At 59.4% G+C, this 21,620-nt stretch carries 21 protein-coding genes and 1 riboswitch; of the genes, 9 read left to right on the forward strand and 12 right to left on the reverse strand.

The genetic code is table 11. The features are described 5' to 3' along the window. Nucleotides 1–61 precede the first annotated feature (61 nt). Complete coding sequence (locus QNI81_RS10505) at nucleotides 62–634, reverse strand: trypsin-like serine peptidase (protein WP_005613981.1); 573 nt, start codon at nucleotides 632–634, stop codon at nucleotides 62–64. A 710-nt stretch (nucleotides 635–1,344) separates the two neighbouring features. Between QNI81_RS10505 and QNI81_RS10510 the strand changes: the two genes are divergently transcribed. The 9 genes from QNI81_RS10510 (at nucleotide 1,345) to nrdF (ending at nucleotide 10,293) form a co-directional block, all read left to right on the forward strand. Next, nucleotides 1,345–2,175, forward strand: a complete 831-nt coding sequence (locus QNI81_RS10510; protein ID WP_283966470.1) for an arsenate reductase/protein-tyrosine-phosphatase family protein — start codon at nucleotides 1,345–1,347, stop codon at nucleotides 2,173–2,175. Between the two features lie 42 nt (nucleotides 2,176–2,217). Then, nucleotides 2,218–3,216 (forward strand): ArsJ-associated glyceraldehyde-3-phosphate dehydrogenase, encoded by a 999-nt coding sequence (locus QNI81_RS10515; protein WP_283966471.1) that lies wholly within the window; start codon nucleotides 2,218–2,220, stop codon nucleotides 3,214–3,216. Further along, a complete protein-coding gene (gene arsJ / locus QNI81_RS10520) occupies nucleotides 3,213–4,487 on the forward strand; it encodes an organoarsenical effux MFS transporter ArsJ (protein ID WP_239325172.1) in 1,275 nt (424 codons plus the stop codon). The genes QNI81_RS10515 and arsJ overlap by 4 nt, the downstream gene beginning before the upstream one ends. Next, entirely contained in the window at nucleotides 4,484–5,518 is a 1,035-nt protein-coding gene (gene arsB / locus QNI81_RS10525; protein WP_283966472.1) for an ACR3 family arsenite efflux transporter, read from the forward strand. Before arsJ ends, arsB begins: the two co-directional genes overlap by 4 nt. Nucleotides 5,519–5,545: 27 nt before the next feature. Beyond that, entirely contained in the window at nucleotides 5,546–5,917 is a 372-nt protein-coding gene (locus tag QNI81_RS10530; protein WP_283966473.1) for a GFA family protein, read from the forward strand. Between the two features lie 237 nt (nucleotides 5,918–6,154). Continuing rightward, nucleotides 6,155–6,347: riboswitch (cobalamin riboswitch) on the forward strand. A 101-nt stretch (nucleotides 6,348–6,448) separates the two neighbouring features. Then, the gene (gene nrdH / locus QNI81_RS10535) at nucleotides 6,449–6,670 is read left to right on the forward strand and encodes a glutaredoxin-like protein NrdH (RefSeq protein WP_005619300.1); all 222 of its coding nucleotides are present in this window, start codon (nucleotides 6,449–6,451) and stop codon (nucleotides 6,668–6,670) included. A 9-nt stretch (nucleotides 6,671–6,679) separates the two neighbouring features. After that, nucleotides 6,680–7,102, forward strand: a complete 423-nt coding sequence (gene nrdI / locus QNI81_RS10540) for a class Ib ribonucleoside-diphosphate reductase assembly flavoprotein NrdI (RefSeq protein ID WP_283966474.1) — start codon at nucleotides 6,680–6,682, stop codon at nucleotides 7,100–7,102. Further along, the gene (gene nrdE, locus QNI81_RS10545; protein ID WP_065324329.1) at nucleotides 7,084–9,216 is read left to right on the forward strand and encodes a class 1b ribonucleoside-diphosphate reductase subunit alpha; all 2,133 of its coding nucleotides are present in this window, start codon (nucleotides 7,084–7,086) and stop codon (nucleotides 9,214–9,216) included. Before nrdI ends, nrdE begins: the two co-directional genes overlap by 19 nt. Before the next feature lie 99 nt (nucleotides 9,217–9,315). Then, nucleotides 9,316–10,293: a class 1b ribonucleoside-diphosphate reductase subunit beta gene (nrdF, locus tag QNI81_RS10550; protein ID WP_005619292.1), complete on the forward strand. Its 978-nt coding sequence runs from the start codon at nucleotides 9,316–9,318 to the stop codon at nucleotides 10,291–10,293. Between the two features lie 118 nt (nucleotides 10,294–10,411). On the opposite strand, the gene QNI81_RS10555 is transcribed toward nrdF, so the two are convergent. The 11 genes from QNI81_RS10555 to QNI81_RS10605 all read right to left on the reverse strand — a co-directional run bounded on the left by QNI81_RS10555 (nucleotide 10,412) and on the right by QNI81_RS10605 (nucleotide 21,611). Next, entirely contained in the window at nucleotides 10,412–10,669 is a 258-nt protein-coding gene (locus QNI81_RS10555; RefSeq protein ID WP_039983096.1) for a PAAR domain-containing protein, read from the reverse strand. Between the two features lie 23 nt (nucleotides 10,670–10,692). Continuing rightward, nucleotides 10,693–12,741 carry a type VI secretion system Vgr family protein gene (locus QNI81_RS10560; protein WP_005619289.1) on the reverse strand — a complete coding sequence of 683 codons (2,049 nt, stop codon included), beginning with the start codon at nucleotides 12,739–12,741 and terminating at the stop codon, nucleotides 10,693–10,695. Between the two features lie 360 nt (nucleotides 12,742–13,101). Beyond that, nucleotides 13,102–13,578 carry a hypothetical protein gene (locus QNI81_RS10565; RefSeq protein ID WP_283966475.1) on the reverse strand — a complete coding sequence of 159 codons (477 nt, stop codon included), beginning with the start codon at nucleotides 13,576–13,578 and terminating at the stop codon, nucleotides 13,102–13,104. 2 nt (nucleotides 13,579–13,580) lie between these two features. Continuing rightward, nucleotides 13,581–14,402, reverse strand: coding sequence for a DUF3100 domain-containing protein (locus QNI81_RS10570; protein ID WP_065324326.1), 822 nt, complete (start codon nucleotides 14,400–14,402; stop codon nucleotides 13,581–13,583). Between the two features lie 108 nt (nucleotides 14,403–14,510). After that, nucleotides 14,511–16,046 carry an aldehyde dehydrogenase family protein gene (locus QNI81_RS10575; RefSeq protein WP_283966476.1) on the reverse strand — a complete coding sequence of 512 codons (1,536 nt, stop codon included), beginning with the start codon at nucleotides 16,044–16,046 and terminating at the stop codon, nucleotides 14,511–14,513. After that, the gene (locus tag QNI81_RS10580; protein ID WP_283966477.1) at nucleotides 16,046–16,957 is read right to left on the reverse strand and encodes an NAD(P)-dependent oxidoreductase; all 912 of its coding nucleotides are present in this window, start codon (nucleotides 16,955–16,957) and stop codon (nucleotides 16,046–16,048) included. The genes QNI81_RS10575 and QNI81_RS10580 overlap by 1 nt, the downstream gene beginning before the upstream one ends. A 128-nt stretch (nucleotides 16,958–17,085) precedes the next feature. Further along, nucleotides 17,086–17,994 (reverse strand): LysR family transcriptional regulator, encoded by a 909-nt coding sequence (locus QNI81_RS10585; RefSeq protein WP_283966478.1) that lies wholly within the window; start codon nucleotides 17,992–17,994, stop codon nucleotides 17,086–17,088. Further along, nucleotides 17,994–19,133, reverse strand: a complete 1,140-nt coding sequence (locus QNI81_RS10590) for an amidohydrolase (protein ID WP_283966479.1) — start codon at nucleotides 19,131–19,133, stop codon at nucleotides 17,994–17,996. The genes QNI81_RS10585 and QNI81_RS10590 overlap by 1 nt, the downstream gene beginning before the upstream one ends. 8 nt (nucleotides 19,134–19,141) lie before the next feature. Continuing rightward, nucleotides 19,142–20,035 carry a VOC family protein gene (locus QNI81_RS10595; RefSeq protein WP_283966480.1) on the reverse strand — a complete coding sequence of 298 codons (894 nt, stop codon included), beginning with the start codon at nucleotides 20,033–20,035 and terminating at the stop codon, nucleotides 19,142–19,144. After that, complete coding sequence (locus QNI81_RS10600; RefSeq protein ID WP_283966481.1) at nucleotides 20,032–20,817, reverse strand: serine acetyltransferase domain-containing protein; 786 nt, start codon at nucleotides 20,815–20,817, stop codon at nucleotides 20,032–20,034. The genes QNI81_RS10595 and QNI81_RS10600 overlap by 4 nt, the downstream gene beginning before the upstream one ends. 131 nt (nucleotides 20,818–20,948) lie before the next feature. Then, a complete protein-coding gene (locus tag QNI81_RS10605; RefSeq protein ID WP_005649814.1) occupies nucleotides 20,949–21,611 on the reverse strand; it encodes a GntR family transcriptional regulator in 663 nt (220 codons plus the stop codon). Nucleotides 21,612–21,620: the final 9 nt, after the last annotated feature.

A 21,620-nucleotide genomic window follows, 5' to 3' on the forward strand; every position in this document is an offset into this window, starting at 1 on the left:
TTCTAGCCACCAACCTGCCCTTTTGGCGGGCTGAGGCTATCCAGTCCTCAAACCTTTGATGTCAGATCGCGTTTTGCATCATCGCGCGCAGGGTCCGGTCCAATGTAGTGCCAATGGACACCCGGCGTTGCCCCATCGCAGCTTTTGACGAAATCACAGAGACGATTTTGGGGGGCTGGCCCGGAATGATCTCCAGAACCGGCGCACCAGAAGCACCGAAGTCGACTCGGCACGACATCACGAGTGTCCGTGTGCGTCGCGACAGCACCTGACAGTTTTGCTCTCGGTTCGCACGGGTTGCATTTGTGTAGCTGTATGACAGCACATCCACATTCGCGCCCCGATCCGCTCTGGCAGACATGGCAAAGGGTCGGATATCAGAGCGATTGATCGGCTGCGACAGACGCAAGACTGCAATATCGCTGCCAAGCTGCGCATCTCCGCCTGCACGAAATTGATAGGACGGATGCACCACCGCTTTGGCTATCGAACGCGCCGCTTTCACTTTGCGACCGTCCAGTCCCGCCTCAAAGCGGATCCCGCGCGGATTTATCCGTTGACCGGTCCGCGCATCATAGACGCAATGCGCTGCTGTCAGCACGAGGTTTGGTGCAATCAGTGTACCGGTGCACATATATTTTCCGGCGATATTCAGTCTGCCAACAGCTTCCCACCCCGGAAGACTGCTGGCTCTACCATCTTTCGCTATAGCTGTCCCGGACACACCTAACGACAGGCATGCCGCGACTATCGCAAGCAATAGTCTCATGTTTCCACTCCATATTCCCACATTCACACACTCGTTCAGGCGTGCGGCTGGAATATGGCTGGTCCCTGTTGGCCTTGGACCAAAACATGGATTGATTGTGTCAGTCTTAACAAATCTTAACCCCCCCAGGTCAGATGCAGTTCAAGATGCCAGAAAATTAAGAAATTGCAGGCGGAAAAGTTAACAATTTGGACAAATTCTCACTAATAGCCTGTATTTTAAAACAAATTGTATCGTTTATCGCATCGATCAGAGCCGATTGTCCTCGGTTTGGGGGGTAATTTCTCCGCAAAACATGGGGTCCCACCGCCCAAAATTGTCACTATTGCCACATTTCGCCGGATTTAAGATCCCTTAACCGTGCGCCGGGTCGTTAAACTTTTACGCACCGCAGCGAGACTCACCCCTACCAGAGCCCCTTCGGCTAAGTGTGAAAAATCCAAAACCATGGCAACGCGACAGCTGTTTGCAGATATGGTGATAGCAACACGCCTTCGACCGCTGGCAGAGGAATTTAACCGCTCTCCGCTCAGGTTTTTCTTGCTATCGATTTTTATTTCGATAAAACGCGAAATATGGAAAAAGAGATTCCCCTTCGTCTGTCCGTTCTTGGACACCCTCAGCGCCTTTTGGTGTTTCGGCTGTTGATGCGTCGCTATCCCGACCGTGTCCCAGCCGGTGAGATCGGCGCTGCGCTGGATGTGAAGCCCAGTACATTGTCGTCATATTTGTCTGCTTTGATGCAGGCCGGATTGGTGACGCAAACCCGCGAGGGCACATGGCTCAACTATCAGGTGGATATGAAAGGCATGCGCGAAATGCTCGATGCATTGTTTTTCGATTGCTGCCGTGGCCGCCCCGAACTCTGCATGCCTGTCCTTCCTGACGTGATCCCGGAGACCCCTGCCATGACCGACTCGAAATTCAACGTCCTGTTCATCTGCACCGGCAACTCTGCCCGGTCGATCTTTGCCGAATCTATCCTGCACACAGAAGGCGGCGACCGCTTCAATGCATACTCGGCCGGCACCAAACCCTATTCCGAGCTGAACCCTTTCGCGCTTGAGGTGCTGCGCAACAAGGGACATGACACAGCCACGCTGCGCGCCAAGAACGTCAGTGAGTTCACCACCGACACCGCGCCGAAGTTCGATTTTGTCTTCACCGTCTGCGACGGGGCTGCCAATGAGGAATGCCCCGCCTGGGAGGGGCAGCCCATTTCTGGTCATTGGGGCATGCCCGACCCGGTCAAGGCTGAGGGCACCGACGCCGAACGCAGCCTCGCGTTCCAGCAGGCCTATGGCACGCTCAAGAACCGCATCCGCGCCTTTGCCGCCCTGCCCTTTGCGGAGCTGGACCGGATTTCACTACAAAAGGCGGTGGATGACATCGCGCGCAACCACTGAGGCCGCACCGCCCTGACCCTCACGGAAATATAAGGACAGCACATGACCGTCTATGCATTGAACGGCCTTGGCCGGATGGGCAAACTGGCCCTGAAACCGCTGCTGGAACGCGGCGCCCAGATCGCCTGGATCAACGATGCGGTGGGCGATGCGGCGATGCACGCCCATCTTCTGGAATTCGACACGGTGCATGGCCGCTGGGATGCGGAAATCACAAGCGATGACGACAGCATCACCATCGACGGCACCCGCCTGCCCGTCCTGAACCAGACCCGCATCGCGGATCTGCCGCTCGACGGCGTCGATGTCGTGATCGACTGCACCGGGGTTTTCAAAACCGAGGCCAAGCTTGCCCCGTATTTTGAGGCGGGCGTCAAAAAGGTCGTGGTCTCCGCCCCGGTCAAGGATGGCGATGCCGCCAATATCGTCATGGGCGTTAATGACGACATCTATGATCCCGCCCGCCACCGCATCGTGACCGCCGCAAGCTGTACCACCAATTGCCTCGCGCCGGTGGTGAAGGTGCTGCACGAGAGGATCGGCATCAAACATGGCTCGATCACCACGATCCATGATGTGACCAACACCCAGACCATTGTTGATCGACCGGCCAAGGATCTGCGGCGGGCGCGTTCTGCGCTCAACTCCCTGATCCCGACCACCACCGGCAGCGCCACCGCGATCACGCTGATCTACCCCGAGCTCAAGGGCAAGCTGAACGGCCATGCGGTGCGGGTGCCGCTGCTGAATGCCTCGATCACCGATTGCGTGTTTGAGGTGGCCCGCGAAACCACCGCCGAGGAGGTGAACGCCATGTTCCAGGAGGCGGCGACCGGCGCGCTCTCCGGCATCCTCGGCTATGAGGAACGCCCGCTGGTGTCGGCGGATTACACCAATGACACGCGCTCCTCCATTGTGGATGCGCCCTCGACCATGGTTGTGAATGGCACCCAGGTGAAGATCTACGCCTGGTACGACAACGAGATGGGCTATGCGCATCGTCTGGTGGATGTGGCGCTGATGGTGGGTGAGAGCCTGTGACCTCTACGCCCGCGCAAAACGGCCTTGCTGCCTATGTGGCGGTGACGGCGGCCTATTGGGCCTTCATGCTGACCGATGGCGCGCTCCGGATGCTGGTGCTGTTGCACTTTCATACGCTGGGGTTCAGCCCGGTGCAGCTGGCCTATCTCTTTGTCCTGTACGAGATCGCGGGCATGGTCACCAACCTGTCGGCAGGCTGGATCGCGGCGCGGTTTGGCCTGACGACGACGCTTTATGCCGGGCTCGGCCTGCAAGTGGTGGCGCTGGTGGCGCTGACGCAGCTTGATCCCACCTGGCAGATCGCCACCTCGGTGGCATTCGTGATGGCGGTTCAAGGGCTGTCGGGCGTGGCCAAGGATCTGGCCAAGATGGCGTCGAAATCTGCCGTCAAACTGCTCGCCCCGCGCGAGGGCGACGGGCTGTTTCGCTGGGTGGCGGTGCTGACCGGCTCCAAGAACGCGGTCAAGGGACTGGGTTTCCTGCTGGGCGCAGCCTTGCTCGCCTTGGCGGGGTTCACATGGGCAACGCTGGGCATGGCGATCATCCTCGGCCTGATCCTGATCGCGGTGCTGATTGCGATGCCCGCAGGCCTGCCCACCGGGCGCAAGGGCGCAAAGTTCTCCGAGGTGTTCTCCAAATCCGCCAATATCAACTGGCTGTCGGCAGCGCGGGTGTTCCTGTTTGGCGCGCGCGATGTCTGGTTCGTGGTCGGCATTCCGGTCTATTTCTACGCGGTCCTGTCGGACGGCACCGAAGAGGGCAACCGCGCGGCATTCTTCATGATCGGCACCTTCATGGCGATCTGGATCATCTGCTATGGCGCCGTGCAGGCCGCCGCGCCCCGCATCCTGCGCGCGCCATCGCGCAGTGAGGCTGACCTGATCGCCGCCGCCCGCCGCTGGGCTGCAATGCTCGCGGTGGTGCCCGCCGTCCTCACGGCGGCCGTGCTGATGTCGGGCGGACCTGCGCTCTGGCTCACCGTGACGCTGGTGGCTGGCCTCCTGCTGTTTGGGGCGCTTTTTGCAGTGAATTCCTCGCTCCACTCCTATCTGATCCTCGCCTTTTCCAAGGACGAACGGGTCACGATGGATGTGGGGTTTTATTACATGGCCAATGCAGGCGGGCGGCTATTGGGCACTGTTCTGTCGGGCCTCACCTATCAACTGGGCGGCGTTGCAGCCTGCCTCGGCACGGCCACGGTGATGATCGCCCTCAGCGCGCTGATCGCCGGTCGCCTGACCGCCCCAACACCAGAAAGCACCCCGGCATGAGCATCTTTGAAAAATACCTGAGCATCTGGGTGGCGCTGGCCATGGTTGCGGGCATTGCGCTTGGCAATCTCTCCCCTGCCCTCGTGGACACCATCGCCGCCGCCGAGGTCGCCAGTGTCAATCTGGTGGTGGCGGTGCTGATCTGGGCCATGGTCTACCCGATGATGATCGGCGTGAACCCCAAGAGCCTGCGGGATGTGGCACGCCAGCCCAAGGGGCTTGCGATCACGCTGGTGGTCAACTGGCTCATCAAGCCCTTTAGCATGGCCGCCCTTGGCGTTCTGTTTTTCGAGGTGGTCTTTGCCCCCTTCTTGAACCCCGCTGACGCCCAGCAATATATCGCCGGGCTGATCCTGCTCGGGGCCGCGCCCTGCACCGCCATGGTGTTTGTCTGGTCGCAACTGACCAAGGGCGACGAGAGCTATACGCTGCTGCAAGTCTCGGTGAACGATCTGATCATGGTAGTGGCCTTTGCCCCCATCGTGGCCTTTCTGCTCGGGGTTACCGATATCGAGGTGCCCTGGAGCACGCTGATCCTCTCGGCGGTGTTGTTTGTGCTGCTGCCGCTTGTGGCCGGTCTCTGGACCCGGAGCCACCTGGGGGATGAGGCGCGTATCGCCGCCTTCTTGGCACGGATCAAGCCGCTGTCGGTCATCGGCCTGATCGCAACCGTGGTGATCCTGTTTGGCCTGCAAGGTCAGGTCATTCTCAACCGCCCCGCCGTGATCGCCATGATCGCCGTGCCGATCCTGATCCAGAGCTATGGCATTTTCTTCATCGCCTATGGCGCCGCCTATGCGATGCGGGTGCCACATCGGATCGCCGCCCCCTGCGCGCTGATCGGAACGTCGAACTTCTTTGAACTGGCGGTCGCGGTGGCAATCAGCCTCTTTGGCCTCAATTCCGGCGCAGCATTGGCCACCGTCGTGGGGGTGCTGGTCGAGGTGCCGGTGATGCTCACTCTGGTGGCCTTTGCCAACCGCACCCGCGCCAAGTTCTCCTTGACCGACGCCGAAGGTCAGGCAAGCTGATCTCGCACCGAGTAAGGGAGGTCTGACATGCCAGATGTAACCGCAAGCTGCCTGTGCGGCGACATTCGCCTTGAGGCATCGGGCGAACCGGAAAGCGTCGGCCTCTGTCACTGCCTCGACTGTCGCAAACACCACGGCGCAGTCTTTTGGGCCGCCGCGATATACCAGGAAAACGCGGTGACTGTGACGGGCGACACACAGCAGTACCAAGGGCGTCATTTCTGCCCCAGATGCGGCTCTTCCGTTTTTTCATGCAGCGAGGGTGAGGTGGAAGTTCACCTTGGCGCGTTGGACAAACCCGACCAATTCACCCCGACCTATGAGCTTTGGATAGATCGCCGGGAAAGCTGGCTGACGCCGCTCGCGGGTGCGGCTCAATATTGCCGCGACAGATCCTAGCCCTACCTTTTGTCGCAGGAAATGAGCCGGGCGATTCCCCTCGTTTCAGGGACCGGATGCGCCCGCACCGAACCTCACCGGATCGAATCTGTGGATAAGCATGGGGGTAAGGCGCAGGATCAGGACGGATGTCCTTACAATGCAGACACAATGCAGGGGCGCGACATTTGGGTGGCCTGTGGACAACAAAAGACCCTCTAGCCCTACACCATATATTGACCATTTCGTGCTTCTGCATCAATATCGTGTTGCTTTGGTTCTTTCGAGGCGACTCGCAAGCGAAGAGGGAAACTGGTGTAAATCCGGTGCTGCCCCCGCAACTGTAAGCGGTAAGTCCCGCCCGTGCCACTGATGCGATCGCGCATTGGGAAGGCGGGATGGGGCGTTTGAGCCGCAAAGCCAGGAGACCTGCCAGAGCACGACAAACGACGACCGCGGCGGTGGGCCCGGACGCGTCATTTGGTACTGGTAACAGTGCCGGATTACGTGACTTCTCCGCCCGGTAGGACAACACCTGAGGGGATCTTGCAGATGAGCATCACTGTCTATTCAAAACCTGCCTGTGTGCAGTGCACCGCCACCACCCGCGCCCTTGAGGCGAAGGGGATCTCTTTTGATCTCGTTGATCTGACGGAGGATGCCGCAGCCATGGAAATGGTGCAGGGCCTTGGCTACCGTCAGGCACCCGTGGTTGTCGCAGGCGAAGATCACTGGGCAGGCTTTCGTCCCGATCTGATCGGCCAGTTGGCATAAGAGACAACGGTGACCGGGCTTGTCTATTACTCCTCCCGTTCGGGCAATACGGCCCGTTTGATGGAGCGACTGGGGCTTAAGGCTCTGCGGCTGCCGCAGACAGAGCCTTCTCCGGAAGTAGATGCGCCCTATGTATTGGTGACGCCCACCTTTGCTGATGGCGAAGGGCGTGGTGCGGTGCCAAAACCGGTCATCAAGTTTCTGAACAACACGCGCAATCGTGCCCTTCTGCAGGGCGTGATTGCCGGGGGCAACCGCAACTTTGGCAGCACTTTCGCCCTCGCGGGGGATGTGATCGCCAAAAAATGCGATGTCCCCGTCCTCTACCGCTTTGAGTTGGCGGGAACCGAAACAGACATCGCCCGCATCCGCGCGGGCCTCGCCCGGTTCTGGGCGGCACAGGAGCAGCAGACATGCTTGACGCAAGCGTAACCGCCGATCTCGACTATCACGCGCTGAACGCGATGTTGAACCTCTATGATGACGAGGGCAACATCCAGTTCGACGCCGACCGCATGGCGGCCCGGCAGTATTTCCTGCAGCATGTGAATCAGAACACCGTGTTCTTTCACTCGCTGGACGAAAAACTCGGCTACCTCGTTGAGAAGGGCTATTACGAGCCTGAAGTGCTGGATCAGTATTCCCGCAACTTCCAGCGCAAGATCTGGGATGCGGCCTATGGCAAGAAATTCCGCTTCCCCTCTTTCCTTGGCGCGTTCAAATATTACACGTCCTACACGCTGAAAACCCGCGATGGGCAGCGCTATCTGGAGCGTTACGAGGACCGCGTGGTGATGAATGCGCTGACGCTGGCACGCGGGGATGAAAAACTCGCGATGAAGCTGATGTCGGAGATCATCGACGGCCGCTTCCAGCCCGCAACACCCACGTTCCTCAACGCGGGCAAAAAGGCGCGCGGCGAGTTTGTGTCCTGCTTCCTCTTGCGTCTTGAGGACAACATGGAGTCGATCGGGCGCGGCATCAACTCCGCCCTGCAGCTGTCGAAACGCGGTGGTGGCGTGGCCTTGATGCTGACCAACATTCGTGAGCATGGCGCCCCGATCAAGGGCATCGAGAACCAGTCTTCGGGCGTCATCCCGGTGATGAAGCTTCTTGAGGACAGTTTTTCTTATGCCAACCAGCTGGGCGCGCGTCAGGGCGCCGGCGCGGTTTATCTGAACGCGCATCACCCGGATATTCTGCGTTTCTTGGATACCAAGCGCGAAAACGCAGATGAGAAAATCCGCATCAAGACGCTGTCGCTGGGCGTGGTGATCCCGGATATCACCTTCCAACTCGCCAAGAAAAACGAGGACATGTACCTGTTCTCGCCGCATGACGTGGAAAAGGTCTACGGTCAGGCCTTCTCGGAAATCTCGGTCACCGAGAAATATCACGAGATGGTGGACAACCCGCAGATCCGCAAAAAGAAGATCAACGCGCGCGCGTTCTTCCAGACCATTGCCGAAATTCAATTTGAATCCGGCTATCCCTACATCATGTTTGAGGACACGGTGAATGCGGCAAACCCCATCGCGGGCCGCATTGCCATGTCAAACCTCTGCTCCGAAATCCTGCAGGTGAACGAGGCCTCCGAGTTCAACGACGATCTGTCATATGCGCAGATGGGCACGGATATTTCCTGCAACCTCGGCTCCATGAACATCGCACGTGCGATGGATGGTGGCGATCTGGCTGGCACCGTGGGCACCGCAATCCGCGCGCTCAATGCTGTGTCGGAAATGTCGAGCATCGATTCTGTGCCTTCCATCCGCAAGGGCAACGAGGAAGGCCACGCTATTGGTCTCGGTCAGATGAACCTGCATGGATACCTCGCCCGCGAGCGCATCCATTACGGCAGTGCAGAAGGTGTGGATTTCACCAATATCTACTTCTGCACCGTGCTTTATCATGCGCTCAGCGCCTCTAACGCATTGGCAAAAGAGAAGAAGGCAAAGTTCAAAGGCTTTGAAGACTCCGCCTATGCCGATGGCAGCTTCTTTGAGAAATATGTCGATCAGGACTGGCTGCCGGAAACCGACCGGGTGAAAGAGCTGTTTGAAGCCGCAGGCATCGAGATCCCGACCCGCAAGGACTGGGAAGCGCTGCGCGACAAGGTGATGAAGCAAGGGCTTTATAACCGCAATCTGCAGGCGGTGCCGCCCACTGGTTCGATCAGCTATATCAACTATGCCACCTCCTCGATCCACCCGATCACCGCCAAGATCGAGATCCGCAAGGAAGGCAAAATCGGTCGCGTCTACTATCCCGCGCCCTATATGACCAACGACAACCTCGAGTATTACCGCGATGCCTATGACATCGGTCCCGAGGCGATCATCGACACTTATGCGGCGGCAACGCAGCATGTGGATCAGGGGCTGTCGCTGACCCTGTTCTTCCCGGCGGAGGCCTCGACCCGAGACATCAACCGCGCGCAAATCTACGCGTGGAAGAAAGGGATCAAGACGATCTACTACATCCGCCTGCGCCAACAGGCGCTGGAAGGCACCGAGGTCGAGGGCTGCGTGTCCTGTTCGCTATAAATCGGGAGGGGGCGCGGCCCCCGGCCACATCCGTGGCCTCCCCCGAGGTATTTTGGAAAAGATGAAGGGGCGCGGCCCCAAGCTGCTGAGATTGAGTGTATGAAAGACATGACCCAAGCCCGAGCTGTCCCCAAGGCAATCAACTGGAACCGGCTTCAGGACGACAAAGATCTGGAGATCTGGAACCGTCTGACGGTAAACTTCTGGCTGCCGGAGAAGGTGCCGCTGTCCAATGACATTCAGTCCTGGTCACAGCTGACCCCGGACGAACAGACCCTGACCATTCGGGTGTTCACCGGCCTGACACTGCTGGATACGATCCAGAATGCCGTGGGTGCGCCGACGCTGATGCAGGATGCGATCACCCCGCATGAGGAGGCGGTGCTCAGCAATATCGCCTTTATGGAGGCGGTGCATGCGCGGTCCTATTCCTCGGTGTTCTCGACCCTGTGTCAAACCACTGAGGTGGATGAGGCGTTCCGCTGGTCGGCGGAGAATGAGCATCTGCAGGCCAAATCCCGGCTGATCCTTGATGAGTATGATGCCACTGCCTCGCCGCTGCGCAAGAAGATCGCCAGCGTGTTCCTTGAGAGCTTTTTGTTCTATTCGGGCTTTTATCTGCCAATGCACTGGTCAAGCCGCGCACGCCTGACCAACACTGCCGACCTGATCCGCCTGATCATCCGCGATGAAGCCATCCACGGCTATTACATCGGCTATAAGTTCCAGCGCGGCATGGAGCGTTTGAACGAGGCGGAGCGCAAGGAACTGAAGGATTTTGCCTTTGGTCTGCTGTTTGATCTCTATGACATTGAGGCGCGCTATACAGAGCAGCTCTATGATGGGTTGGGGCTCACTGAGGATGTGAAGAACTTCCTGCACTACAACGCCAACAAGGCTCTGCAGAACCTCGGATTTGAGGCGCTGTTCCCGGAAGAGACCTGCCGTGTGAACCCGGCGATCATGGCGGCGCTGTCTCCCGGATCGGATGAAAACCACGACTTTTTCTCCGGTTCCGGCTCAAGTTATGTGATCGGCAAGGCAGAAGCCACAGAAGACGAAGACTGGGATTTCTGAACAAGAAAAGCCGCCGCAGATATCCTGCTGGCGGCTTTTTTCTTTGGTGTTTGAAAAGCGTGCGACTGGGCCAACGCTCTCGGTTCAAAACCATATGCAATGGGGCGCGATTGCCAGTTTACGGCGCAACCTTGTGGTTTGGCGAGCCGCTGACAATGACCCCACCCACCGATGTCTGACACCCGAGATAGGCCACAGGCTTGCCGTCATCCGTAGACAAGGAAGACCCCGAGGTGATCACCGCACCGCAGGTGGTCTTATCGCCAATCCGGGCGACTGGGCGACCATCGATGGTGGCCGAGCCTCCGCTGATGATCTGACACTTCCTGCACTTTGGGCAGGCATGTTCGTCTCCAACGCGTGCAACTGGTAGCATAATTCACCCTTCCCTGATTGGGCTCAGTCTTTCTGAGTGACGCATTCTTCGACCAGTGGCAGAGCGTCGCGTGCTGCGTTTTGCAAGGTCGGCACCTGTGCGCTGCCGCTGCCGCCCATGCTCACCGCGCCTTTCAGGTTGATGCTGCCCGCCTCAAGCGTGATGCCGGATGCATCCAAAGTGATCTTACCGCCCGGACCCTTGATGACGAATTTCTCATAAGCCATCAGAGTGTGCTTCGCGGTGTTGTTGGTGATCGCCTCCGTGACGTTCAGGGTCGATTTCCCAAACACGGTTTCCTCGTGATTGCGCCCGATTTGCACCAGATGATCGGCATAGATGTCCTGTTTGTGGATGTTTCCAACCACATGCACGTGATCCTTGCCGTATTTTTCCTGCTGGTCACGCCCAACCTGATAGATCACGTCCTGTCCGATGTTCTCGCGCTGATCGCGCCCAACCGACATGGTTTCATCCTGACCGACGGCTTGCGAGCGGTCGCGCCCAATGGAGTTGGTCTCGTCCCGACCGATGGTCTTGGAGCGGTCATTCTCAATGACGATCTCCTGATCCTTCTGACCGTGCATATAGATCAGCTCTTCGTCGCGCTCATCCTCAAAGGTCAGCTCGTTAAAGCCGCTGCCCTTGTGGGTGTCTGTTTTGAAGACGGATTTGGTCTTGTTTGCGGGCAGCGGATAGGGCGGTTTGTTCTTGCCGTTGTAAACACAGCCCGACACCAGCGGTTTATCCGGGTCGCCCTCAAGGAATTCGACCACAACTTCCATACCGATGCGAGGGATCACCATGCCGCCCCAGCCTTGGCTTGCCCAGTTCTGCGACACCCGGCAGCGCATGGAGTAGGCTTTTTCGAGATCCCAGTGGAAATGCACCAGAATGCGGCCGTATTCATCGCAGTCAATTTCGCCTTCACCAACCACAACAGCGGTCTGTGGGCCTTGCACAACCGGGCGCGGCGTGGTGCGCGGTGGCACCATCGGCGCAGTGGTCGGCATCAATTTATAATCCCCGACAAAGGGGCGTTCTTCCGCGACCGCCTCGCGGTTAGAGCCGTAGCTTTGGCTGACAAAACGATACCGCGCTGCAAGACAAATGTGGTCACTGCCATTCCCCGGCACCGCATCGCCTCCGGCGAGATGCACCACGTGGCCGGGGCGAAAACCGATCAGATCGCCGGTGGCTGCATGACGTGCGTCATTGCCGCGCTCTTCTTCGCACCGCAATTGCGCGACCTTGTTGCCACGCCCCAGGTCGAGGTAATCGCCCGGATAATCATAGGCCTCAAGCTGGCCTTCGGCATATTGCGCATCGCCCATGCGATCCGATTCCATAGCGGCCGTGGGCGTTTTAAAGTTGTAATCCATCAAACGGGTCGCACCCGTGGTCAGGCGCCGCTCCGGCCCCCACTCCCAGAAATGCTCGCCACCGGTGCCCTTGTTTTGGCCCATGCCATAAAACGGACGCGTGCCGAAGGTCTCATGCTTCAGCACATCGTCGGTCATCACCAGCGTATGCGCGCCTTCTTGGTGACGGAAGTGGAAGGACAGACCGAAACGCTCCATCAGGCGTCGTGCAAAGGCCAGATCGCTCTCGCGGTATTGCACAGTATATTCAAGCTCCGGGTAATCCCCGATAAGTGCCACCTCCAGATGCGGCTCACCTAGGTGAGCATAGTCGGAGAGCAGTTCCTCAATAATCTCGACCACGGTTTTATTGTGGAAAATGCGCATATTGCGCCGCTGACCTGCCAGCCAGAACCAAGGCCGCAGACGCAGATCGTAGCGCCAGCCATTTTCACTGGGGCCTTTCCATCGCGCCTCGGTGACGATGCCGTCAAAATGCGCAGGCCCATCAGCACCGACAAGCGTTACAGTCGCATGGGTACCCAGCAGCGAGTCGAAATCGAGATCGTCACGGGTCGCAACCGCCTCGACCGTGAAATCGAACAGCCCGCTTAGCGCTTCGTCGCCGTCAAACCGCCGCAGAACCAGAATATCCGGCCCCAAAACGGTGGTGAGTCGCCCGAGTCGGGCGTCTTGCGAAAATACACTCATCAAACATGCCTCTTAAAGATGCGCGGACTGTATCAAAACAACTAGGAGGGTCAACATCATGCGCGTTCTTTCCAAGCTGCGTCCCGCTCCCACCCGTTTCAAATATGGTTCAGATCGTTCGGGACAAGCCCATTGGATTGACGTGCCGGCGAGGCAATATCCCTCGAAATTCAATATTGTTGCCTGATCATGATGGCAGAATGACCACTCCAACCGGAAGGGGAATTTTGCCAACGGCGTAACATCGCCGCATTAGATCCAATCTTTATTCAGCGCGTCCCACAGGGACCAAAAGAAAACCTCTGCCCACAAGGTGTGCGGGCAGAGGTCAGAACCTTTATCTCGGCGTTGCAGACCGGATCAGAGGAACATCTGCGCCACGATTGCAGAACCGACGTAAGTGCCTGTCATCACCAGCACCGCCACCACGGCGATCTTCCAGCCAGAGGTCTTGGCGATTTCGATCTCACGCTTGGCAATCGCGATACCCGCGTAGGCCAGACAAGGCGTTGCCAGCGTCAAAAAGTTCACATGCCCGACCTTTTCCAGCACCCAAGCACTGCCCGGTGTCCACGGCAAGGTCATCACAATGCCGGCCAAGGAAATCCACGCAACGGAGGGCAATTTGAACGGCACAAACTCCGTCAGCAACAGCCCTACCATACAGATCAGCCACAGGACGATCAGCCCAACCAGCCCTTCGGGCACGGTGTTGTCAGTGGCGACGGTATTGCCCACCAGCGCCACCACACTGACCACGATCAGCGCGGCAGCATGCACACCAAGACTGAGTTTTTCCTCAACAGTGGGATCTTCGAAAGATTGCGTATCGCTCATGATTATTCTCCCGCCTGAGGGGCTGCGTTTTTGTCTGACCCGAGCCAGTCATAGAGTTTCTCCGTCACGGGCAGTGCCACGAACACACAGAGATACATGCCGGTGGCATAGGTCAGCACGTTGCTGGCCCCGGCCAATGCGAGAATCTGATCTTTCATCTCTGGCACGGCGCTCACCAGTGCACCGGAACAAGCTGCCATCATCGAGCCCGAACCAATGCCACAAGCCATGGCCAGAGCCTCAATTGAGAACATGCCGGTTGTAGCAAGGATCGAGGCGAGAATGGCAAAGATGAAAGTGCCAAAAAGCGTGCCGATCACATAGACCCCCATGACGCCCGCGCCCTCTTGGCTTTTGAGACCGTATTTATCGGCGATAATCGCAATATTGGGCTCACGCGCGACGGAGAAACATGCCCCAATCGACTCGCGCCCCATGCGCAGCACCAGCACCGCAACGGGGAATGCCAGAATAATCGTCGCGAGGTTGCCCAGCTCTTGCAGGATCAACGCCGGACCTGCAGCGATGATGGTTTCCATCGACGGGCCGATGATCGTGCCGAATTTCGCAATAAAGGGCATGATGGCGATCACGATCATGGGCGAAGCCGCCTTCACGTCACGATCTTTGATCCAGACCTTGGCCGCGCTGACCACATTCGGGTTGATCAACAGCCCCAACACAAAGGCGTAGAGCAGCGGTAAAAGCAGGATCGCACCAAAGCCAATCGGCACCTTAATGACGCCGATCGCCTCAGCGATTACGGTGATGACAATTGCGCTGAGATGCAATCGCCAATCTAACACGATGTCCTTGATATCCATGGATTATACCTTCCGTTGGTTCCATTTGCGCCCTTCTGACCGGGGCAATTGGTTTTGACAATGGGGCCAGCGGGTTTGAGGCCCCATTTAGTGTTTCTTGTTAGGATTTTAGCCGGGGGCGTAGCCAAAGCCCTGCACCGGGTTTTCGGCCGTTTCGACCCAGACTGATTTGGTCTGTGTATAGGCCGCAAGCGCCTCACGCCCGGATGAGCGGCCATAGCCGGAGCGACCAAACCCACCAAAGGGCGACATGACGTTGATGGTCTTGTAACTGTTGATCCAGAAGGTGCCCGCGCGCACGTTCGCCGCCACCCGGTGCGCTCGCCCCACGTCGCGCGTCCAGACCGCCCCCGCCAAGCCATAGGGCGTGGCATTGGCAAGGTTCACGGCCTCTTCTTCGTCATCGAAGGGCAGAACCGAGACCACAGGACCAAAGACTTCCTCATTGGCGATCTCCATCTGCGGCGTCACCCCATCCAGAACGGTGGGCGCATAGAAGAACCCGCCGCAGGAAGAGAGCGCATCTGGCTTGCTACCGCCGCTTGCGATCCGTGCGCCTGCCGCGGTGGCCTCTTTGACCATCGCGTCGATCTTGCTCCATTGACGCAGGTTGTTGACTGGCCCCACTTGCGTCATCGGGTCCATCGGCACGCCCACCGGGATACGCGCGGCAGCGGTCGCGAGTTTATCAACCACCTCGGCCTGCACCGAGCGGTGCACCAAGAGGCGCGAGCCTGCGACGCAGCTTTGCCCACAGGAGGCAAAGATCGCCGCCTGCGCACCCACCACGGCTCGGTCGATATCGGCATCGTCAAAGACCATGTTGGCCGACTTGCCACCAAGCTCCAGCACCGAGGGGATCAGACGCTTGGCGGCCGCAGCCGCGATTTTACTGCCTGCCTCTGCAGATCCTACAAAGACCACCAAAGCAGTCTCGGAGTTGTCGATCATTGCCTGACCCGATCCCGGACCATCGCCCGCAATCACATTGACTAGTCCCTTGGGAGCGCCGGCTTTTTCGCACAGGATGCCAATCACCACCGAGGTCAGCGGCGTCAGTTCTGAGGGTTTGATCATCACCGCGTTGCCTGCACAAATCGCAGGGGCGACCTGCCAGCAGCAGGTAAAGAGCGGGGCGTTCCACGGTGTGATTTGCGCCACCACGCCAAGCGGCTCTTGGCGAGTGTAGTTCAGATGGCTTGAGGGGACCGGGATCACATCGCCGGTGATTTTGTCACACCAGCCCGCGTAATACTCGAACATCTCTGCCATCCGCGCAGGCTCACCGCCGGTGTCGCGCACGGGCCGCCCGGACGACAGTGCCTCAAGCTCCGAGAGAGCCGTGGCGTGCTGGCGGATCTGGCGTCCGATCTCAAACAGAATGCGCCCGCGCTCTGATGCGGTCTTCGCGTACCATTCCTTTTGCGCTGCTTTGGCGGTCTCTGCTGCGCGTGCCACAACCTCAGCGCCCGCATCACGGTAGCGGGCAAAAACCGCACCAGTGGCGGGGTCGGTCAGCTCCAGCTCTGCGCCCGCTCCGGGTACAAGTGCGCCTCCCACATAGGATTGCACCTCAGCCGAGCCGGTCAGTTCGCGCAACAGATCCGCAACGCGGGCTGACGTATCGATCATATCCTGTGTCATCAATTCTTCTCCTTCGCGCTCAGGCGATCGACCTCTGGGTCCCCCATGAGCATAAAATCATCGCTATCCTTCAGGCCGGAGTGACCTTCTGCCCAAAGCGTTGCAGCAAGGTCGGCCACAGGCGTTGCCACCCCGGCCTCCGCCGCCAATTCGCGGGCCAGTCGCAGATCCTTGCGCATCAAGCCAGTGGAGAACCCGCTGTCAAAACTGCGCGGCAGCACCCAATTTGGGTAATGGATTTCCGAGATCGCGCTGCGGCCCGTAGCAGCATTTACGACCTTCAGCATCTCTTCTGCGTTGACGCCTGCAGCCTCTCCCAGACGCAGGGCTTCCAGTGTGGTGATCATGTGATTGGCGACCAGCATATTGTTCACGAGCTTGGCGACATTGCCCGCGCCACTGGGGCCGACATGCATGATCTTTGCGGCCATGGCCTCTAACGCGGGCATCGCCGCCTGAACCCATTGCGCCTCACCACCAAGCATGACCGAAAGCTGACCCGAGGCCGCGCCAGCGGGGCCACCACTCACGGGTGCGTCCAAAAACCCGTGGCCAGCCGCCGACAATTCCGCAGAGAGCGCGCGGCTGATCGCCGCCTCAGAGGTGGAGGTATCTATGACGATCTTCGCAGCTTGTCCCTGTGCCAACAGATTTGCGCCCAGAGCCGATTGAACAACCGTCTGAACATGCTGCGCGGTTGGCAGGGACAATACGATCACATCTGCATCCGCAAAGACTGCATCGGTCGTCTCGACAGTGGTCACGCCCGCATCGGTGGCGCGTTCACGCGCCGGATCTGCAGGGTCAAATCCCACCACAGTGAATCCGGCTTTCAGGAGGCTGGTGGCCATCCCCAATCCCATTGCGCCAAGGCCAATAACCCCTGCCCGCGTGCCGTTCGTCGCTGCCATATGTGTCTGCTTCCTGTTGTGTTGCGCCCGTACCGGGCCCTTCACATCAGAAAACCGCAGTCAGGGTGATCACAGGAAGAGAGACATTCGCGCACAGTGCGTTGCTTTTGCAGCAACGCAGGAACCCGTCAGTTGCGAAACGCCAGCATATTTTCGGCAAGATGTCGCGCTACCAGCGAAACGGACCTTGGCAGGCGGCGACGGGCGCGCACCATCAGATGCGTACTGACCTGCTGAAGTGAGGTTTCCTCAATATCAAGTACCGCAAGATCGCCGCGTTCGGCCTGACTGGTCGCGGAAAAGCGCGGCAGAAAGCTCACCCCGACGCCTGCGCAGACATAACGGATCAACAGCGGGATTGAGGCCGTCTCCACCTGTACCCGCAGTGCCAGCCCGCGATCAGCCGCCGCCTGCCCGACGAGGTGACGGATCGCATAGCCCGCATTGAGCATCGCCACCGGATGCTCCAGCACCTCGGCCAAGCTCACACTCGATCGTTCTGCGAGCGGCGAGTTGCGCGGCACAATTGCACAAAGGGATTGCCGCGAATGGGCCAGCGACCGCGTGGCCTCCGTCATCAGCGGATTATAGGCGATACCGATATCGCTTTCGCCTTCTATGACCTTGCGCTGCAGCTCATCCGTGCCCGCATGATCAATGACGAAACGCAGCTCGGGATGGGCGCGTGTCAGGCCCAGCAGGCCGTTCTCCATCAGGTCCGCAGCAAAGCCCTCACCGGTTGCGATCCGAACGATCTGGCTGCGACCATCACGAAAATGACCGATCTGGTCCAGAAGATAGGTCTGCTCGTCGCGCATATGCTGGGCGTGTTCGCGCAGCAGTTCTCCGGCTTCAGTCAAAACGACGCCTTTGGAGCTGCGCTCAAACAGGGTGACCCCAAGCCGCGCCTCAGCCTCGGCGATTTTGCGCGAAATCGCCGAGGGGACAACATTCAGCCGATCCGCCGCGCGACGGATCGAGCCTTCATGCGCCACCGCGAGGAATTCGCGCAGGAATTTGGTCTCTAGCGCATCCATCAGGCCGCCAAGACACGCCGCACCAGACGCACCCAGAACTCTGCACCAACCGGAAGCACCGCATCGTTGAAATCGAACTTAGCCGAATGCAGCCCCGGATTTTCACCCTCACGCGCAGCCCCAAGCCAGATATAGGCTCCGGGCACTTCATTGAGCATAAAGGCAAAATCTTCTGATGCCATGCTGGGGGCCGCAATTGCGGTATCAAGCCCCATCCCGGCGGCAACGTCACGCGCCACAGCAGCCTCAGCGGCGGAATTGATCGTCGCCGGATAGCGGCGCTGGTAGTCGATATGCGCCGCGCAGCCCTGCGCGGCGGCACAGGCATTTGCGACCTCTTTCACGCGGGCCTCAATGGTGTCGCCCGCCGCAGGATCAAACCAGCGCGCTGTGCCGCGCAACACCGCACGGTCCGGGCAAACATTCCATGCCGAGCCCGAGTGGATTTGCGTCACCGACACCACACCCGGCTCCAGCGGAGAGAGGGATCGCGCCGGTATTTCCTGCAAGGCCGACGCCATTGCCGCCGCGGCTGCAATTACCCCGTCCGACTGTTCGGGCATAGCCCCGTGCCCGCCACGTCCGGACACGTCGATTTCAAAGACCGCAAAGGCCGCCATCATCTTGTCGTCGCGCGCCACCATGCGCCCCGGTGCAAGCCCCGGCCAGTTGTGAATGCCATAGACCTGATCGACCGGAAATTCACGAAACAAACCCTGTTCGATCATCACCCGCGCGCCGCCATCGTTTTCTTCGGCGGGTTGGAAGATCAGTGTCACGGTGCCTTGTTTTACACCTTCCTCAGCGATCTTTCGCGCTGCCAGCAGCAGCATCGCGGTGTGCCCATCATGTCCGCAGGCATGCATCTTGCCCGGTGTGCCAGATGCATAATCCAGCCCCGTGGCCTCATCCATGGGCAGTGCATCGATATCGGCGCGCAGACCAATCACCGGCGCGCCCTGCCCCATTTGGGCAACTACGCCGGTGCCGGCCAATCCGCGATGCACTCGCCACCCCCATCCCCCCAGAAGCGTTGCGATCTTTTCGGAGGTGCGGTGCTCCTCGAACCCCAGTTCCGGGTGGCGGTGAAGGTCGCGGCGCAAGGCGATGGCGTCGTTGATGTGCGAAGTGTCGAACATGGTATCTCTCAGATCTTTGGTATTTCTTGAAAGCTCAGCAGGATGCCGCCCAGACGCGTGACGTCGCTTAGGACCAGCGCACCATCAACCTCACGAGAGGTAAAATTCGCGGCTGCAATAAAGGGGCGCAACCGGGACAGCGACTCACACCGGATATCCAGCGAGATGACAGATGGCGCACCATCTGGGGCTAGTTCATCCGGCAGCGCACCAAAGAGCATGGGCGCAGTGGCGCGGCTGACAACGCGCCAATCACCGTTCGCGGTCGCGACCGCAAAGCCCCAGTCGGTGTCCCGAACGGCATCCGCGCCATGCAAAACCGCCAGCCAATCGCGCACCGCGGGCTGGGCGTCAGGTTCGGCCAGGATGGTCGCAGAAGCGAAACCGTGAGCTCCATTGGGATGGTCCATCCAGTCCGGAAATTCAATCAGGTCGCGGCGGTGTTGCTGGCAAGCGAACATGCTGAGCCGGGGCAGCCCTGCCCGCGTGAATATCTTGAGCGTGGTTTGGGTGCGGTCCGGTGTGCCGTCATCGCGCGTCACATCGCGGCCAAACTCTATGGTGCCCTCACAGGTGCCTCCCTGTGCCACGACGCGCGCTTCATCCGCCGCTGCATCGCGGGAGTTCAGCGCCGAGAGACAAACCCCTTCGCGCTCTGCCAGCCAATGCTGCACGTGCCGCCCGAAACGGAATTCACCCGCAGCATATGTGTCGAGCAGGGTTTCATTCTGAACTCCCACCAGTTCCAGCAGTTGATCGCGAAAAATGACCAACGCCGTAGAGGTGCCCCATGGGTGCATTCCCGGCGGTTTCATCAAAAACCCAAGGCTGCAGTAGGTTTCGCGCATCATCGACAAGTCGCGCACGCACACCAACGGGTGATCAATACCAAGCGAACTCATGCACCCTCTCTCCTAAGCTGTTCTAATGATGTGAAACCGGCAAACCGCGCCGCCCCGCGATCTTGCGCGCGCGGCCCGGTGACAACATGACCCGCAGGCACATCGCGCGTCACCACCGCTCCGGCAGCGATGGTCGCGCCTGCGCCGATTTCCACCGGCCCGAGGATCGTCGCCCCGGCTCCGACGACGACACCGCGCCGCAAAATCGGGTGACGGGCGTCTCCCATGTCGACAAAATTCGACCCTAAGGTCACGCCATGCCAAAGCGAAACATCATCCTCGATCACAGCGGTCTGGCCGATCACCAGCCCAAGCCCATGATCCACCCAAATCCCGCGACCTATCGTGGCCTGTGGCCAGATCTCGACCGAAAGCGCGCGGGTGAATTGTAACTTCAAACCCAGCGCCAGCGGCTCACGTCCAGCGGTCCACAACGCGCGGGTCAGACGGTAAGACAAGAGCGCCTGAAACCCATGCGCCATATGCAGTACCTGCGCAGCACCTCCGGGGGCCTCATCCCGCGCGGTCGTGGCAAGGAGATCGTCGAGCACAACCTCCACCAATTCGGCCGAGCACGCAAAGATATCTGCCGCTGTGCGGCGCACCAGATCTCGGAGCGCTGCCTCTGGCATGCAAGAGGCAAGAACAGTGGCAAGGAGCGACGGAACATCTGAAATCTGTTGCGGATCATAGCCGTAGACCACACGCAAGTCGGGATCAGCCTCAAACAAGCTGCGCACGGCAGGCAGCAGGCTTTGTCTCAGTGGGTTGGCGCGCATCATATCCTCACTCGCTGCTCCTGACCGGAGACTGCACAGATCACGCGATCTTCACAAGACACAGTTCGGCAGCGCCGCGTTGCCCATGCGAGAACGCATTGGGCATCTCAAAAGAACGCCACTGCGCACCAAACCTATCCTGCCAGCAGCCGAAGCCCTTGCGTCACATCGGTGCGCACCGCAAGCCTGAGCCCCGGCTCATCCCCGGCCTTCAAAGCCGCGATAATCAGCTTGTGGTTCTGCGGTGGCTCGGTTCGCCCCAACCGTCCATAAAGCGCCCGCATGGTCGGTCCCAACTGCAACCAGACCGTTTCCGCCATCGCCAGCATCGCAGGTGCCTGCGCACGCAGATAGAGTGTACGGTGAAATTCGAGATTGGTCCGAATATACCCCACCGCGTCGCGTTTGGAGATCATCTCCGCCACGGTGCCATTGATCGCCTGCAACCGGTCTATCAACGCCATGTGCGCCCGCGGTAGAGCACGCGAAGCCAGTTCCACCTCAATCAGAGCGCGCAGGGCGGCCAGTTCTTCGATCCGCTCATTGGACAATTCCGGTGTCGATACGCGCCCGGACGACGACAAAAAGAGCGCCCCTTCTGCCACCAAACGCCGTACGGCCTCTCGCGCGGGCGTCATCGAGACATCATAGTCCTTGCCAATACCGCGCAGGGTCAGCGCCGCTCCCGGTGCAATCGCCCCGTGCATGATACGGGTTCGTAAGGCGCGATAGACGCGATCATGGGCGGAACCCGTATTTTCAGCAGTGGGCCGATTGCCCGTAAGCAGCTTATCCATGACGCAGCA

Origin of the sequence: Tritonibacter sp. AK171, assembly GCF_030127025.1 — a bacterium.
Lineage (GTDB): Bacteria > Pseudomonadota > Alphaproteobacteria > Rhodobacterales > Rhodobacteraceae > Epibacterium > Epibacterium mobile.

Coding starts and splice junctions, on each gene's coding strand:
- QNI81_RS10565 (WP_283966475.1), bottom strand. CDS start 13,578: ATGAGCGATACGCAATCTTTCGAAGATCCCACTGTTGAGGAAAAACTC.
- QNI81_RS10505 (WP_005613981.1), bottom strand. CDS start 634: ATGTGCACCGGTACACTGATTGCACCAAACCTCGTGCTGACAGCAGCG.
- nrdF (WP_005619292.1), top strand. CDS start 9,316: ATGAAAGACATGACCCAAGCCCGAGCTGTCCCCAAGGCAATCAACTGG.
- QNI81_RS10530 (WP_283966473.1), top strand. CDS start 5,546: ATGCCAGATGTAACCGCAAGCTGCCTGTGCGGCGACATTCGCCTTGAG.
- QNI81_RS10595 (WP_283966480.1), bottom strand. CDS start 20,035: ATGAGTTCGCTTGGTATTGATCACCCGTTGGTGTGCGTGCGCGACTTG.
- QNI81_RS10560 (WP_005619289.1), bottom strand. CDS start 12,741: ATGAGTGTATTTTCGCAAGACGCCCGACTCGGGCGACTCACCACCGTT.
- QNI81_RS10600 (WP_283966481.1), bottom strand. CDS start 20,817: ATGATGCGCGCCAACCCACTGAGACAAAGCCTGCTGCCTGCCGTGCGC.
- nrdH (WP_005619300.1), top strand. CDS start 6,449: ATGAGCATCACTGTCTATTCAAAACCTGCCTGTGTGCAGTGCACCGCC.
- QNI81_RS10605 (WP_005649814.1), bottom strand. CDS start 21,611: ATGGATAAGCTGCTTACGGGCAATCGGCCCACTGCTGAAAATACGGGT.
- QNI81_RS10510 (WP_283966470.1), top strand. CDS start 1,345: ATGGAAAAAGAGATTCCCCTTCGTCTGTCCGTTCTTGGACACCCTCAG.
- QNI81_RS10585 (WP_283966478.1), bottom strand. CDS start 17,994: ATGGATGCGCTAGAGACCAAATTCCTGCGCGAATTCCTCGCGGTGGCG.
- QNI81_RS10590 (WP_283966479.1), bottom strand. CDS start 19,133: ATGTTCGACACTTCGCACATCAACGACGCCATCGCCTTGCGCCGCGAC.
- QNI81_RS10575 (WP_283966476.1), bottom strand. CDS start 16,046: ATGACACAGGATATGATCGATACGTCAGCCCGCGTTGCGGATCTGTTG.
- QNI81_RS10570 (WP_065324326.1), bottom strand. CDS start 14,402: ATGGATATCAAGGACATCGTGTTAGATTGGCGATTGCATCTCAGCGCA.
- nrdE (WP_065324329.1), top strand. CDS start 7,084: ATGCTTGACGCAAGCGTAACCGCCGATCTCGACTATCACGCGCTGAAC.
- QNI81_RS10515 (WP_283966471.1), top strand. CDS start 2,218: ATGACCGTCTATGCATTGAACGGCCTTGGCCGGATGGGCAAACTGGCC.
- arsB (WP_283966472.1), top strand. CDS start 4,484: ATGAGCATCTTTGAAAAATACCTGAGCATCTGGGTGGCGCTGGCCATG.
- QNI81_RS10580 (WP_283966477.1), bottom strand. CDS start 16,957: ATGGCAGCGACGAACGGCACGCGGGCAGGGGTTATTGGCCTTGGCGCA.
- QNI81_RS10555 (WP_039983096.1), bottom strand. CDS start 10,669: ATGCTACCAGTTGCACGCGTTGGAGACGAACATGCCTGCCCAAAGTGC.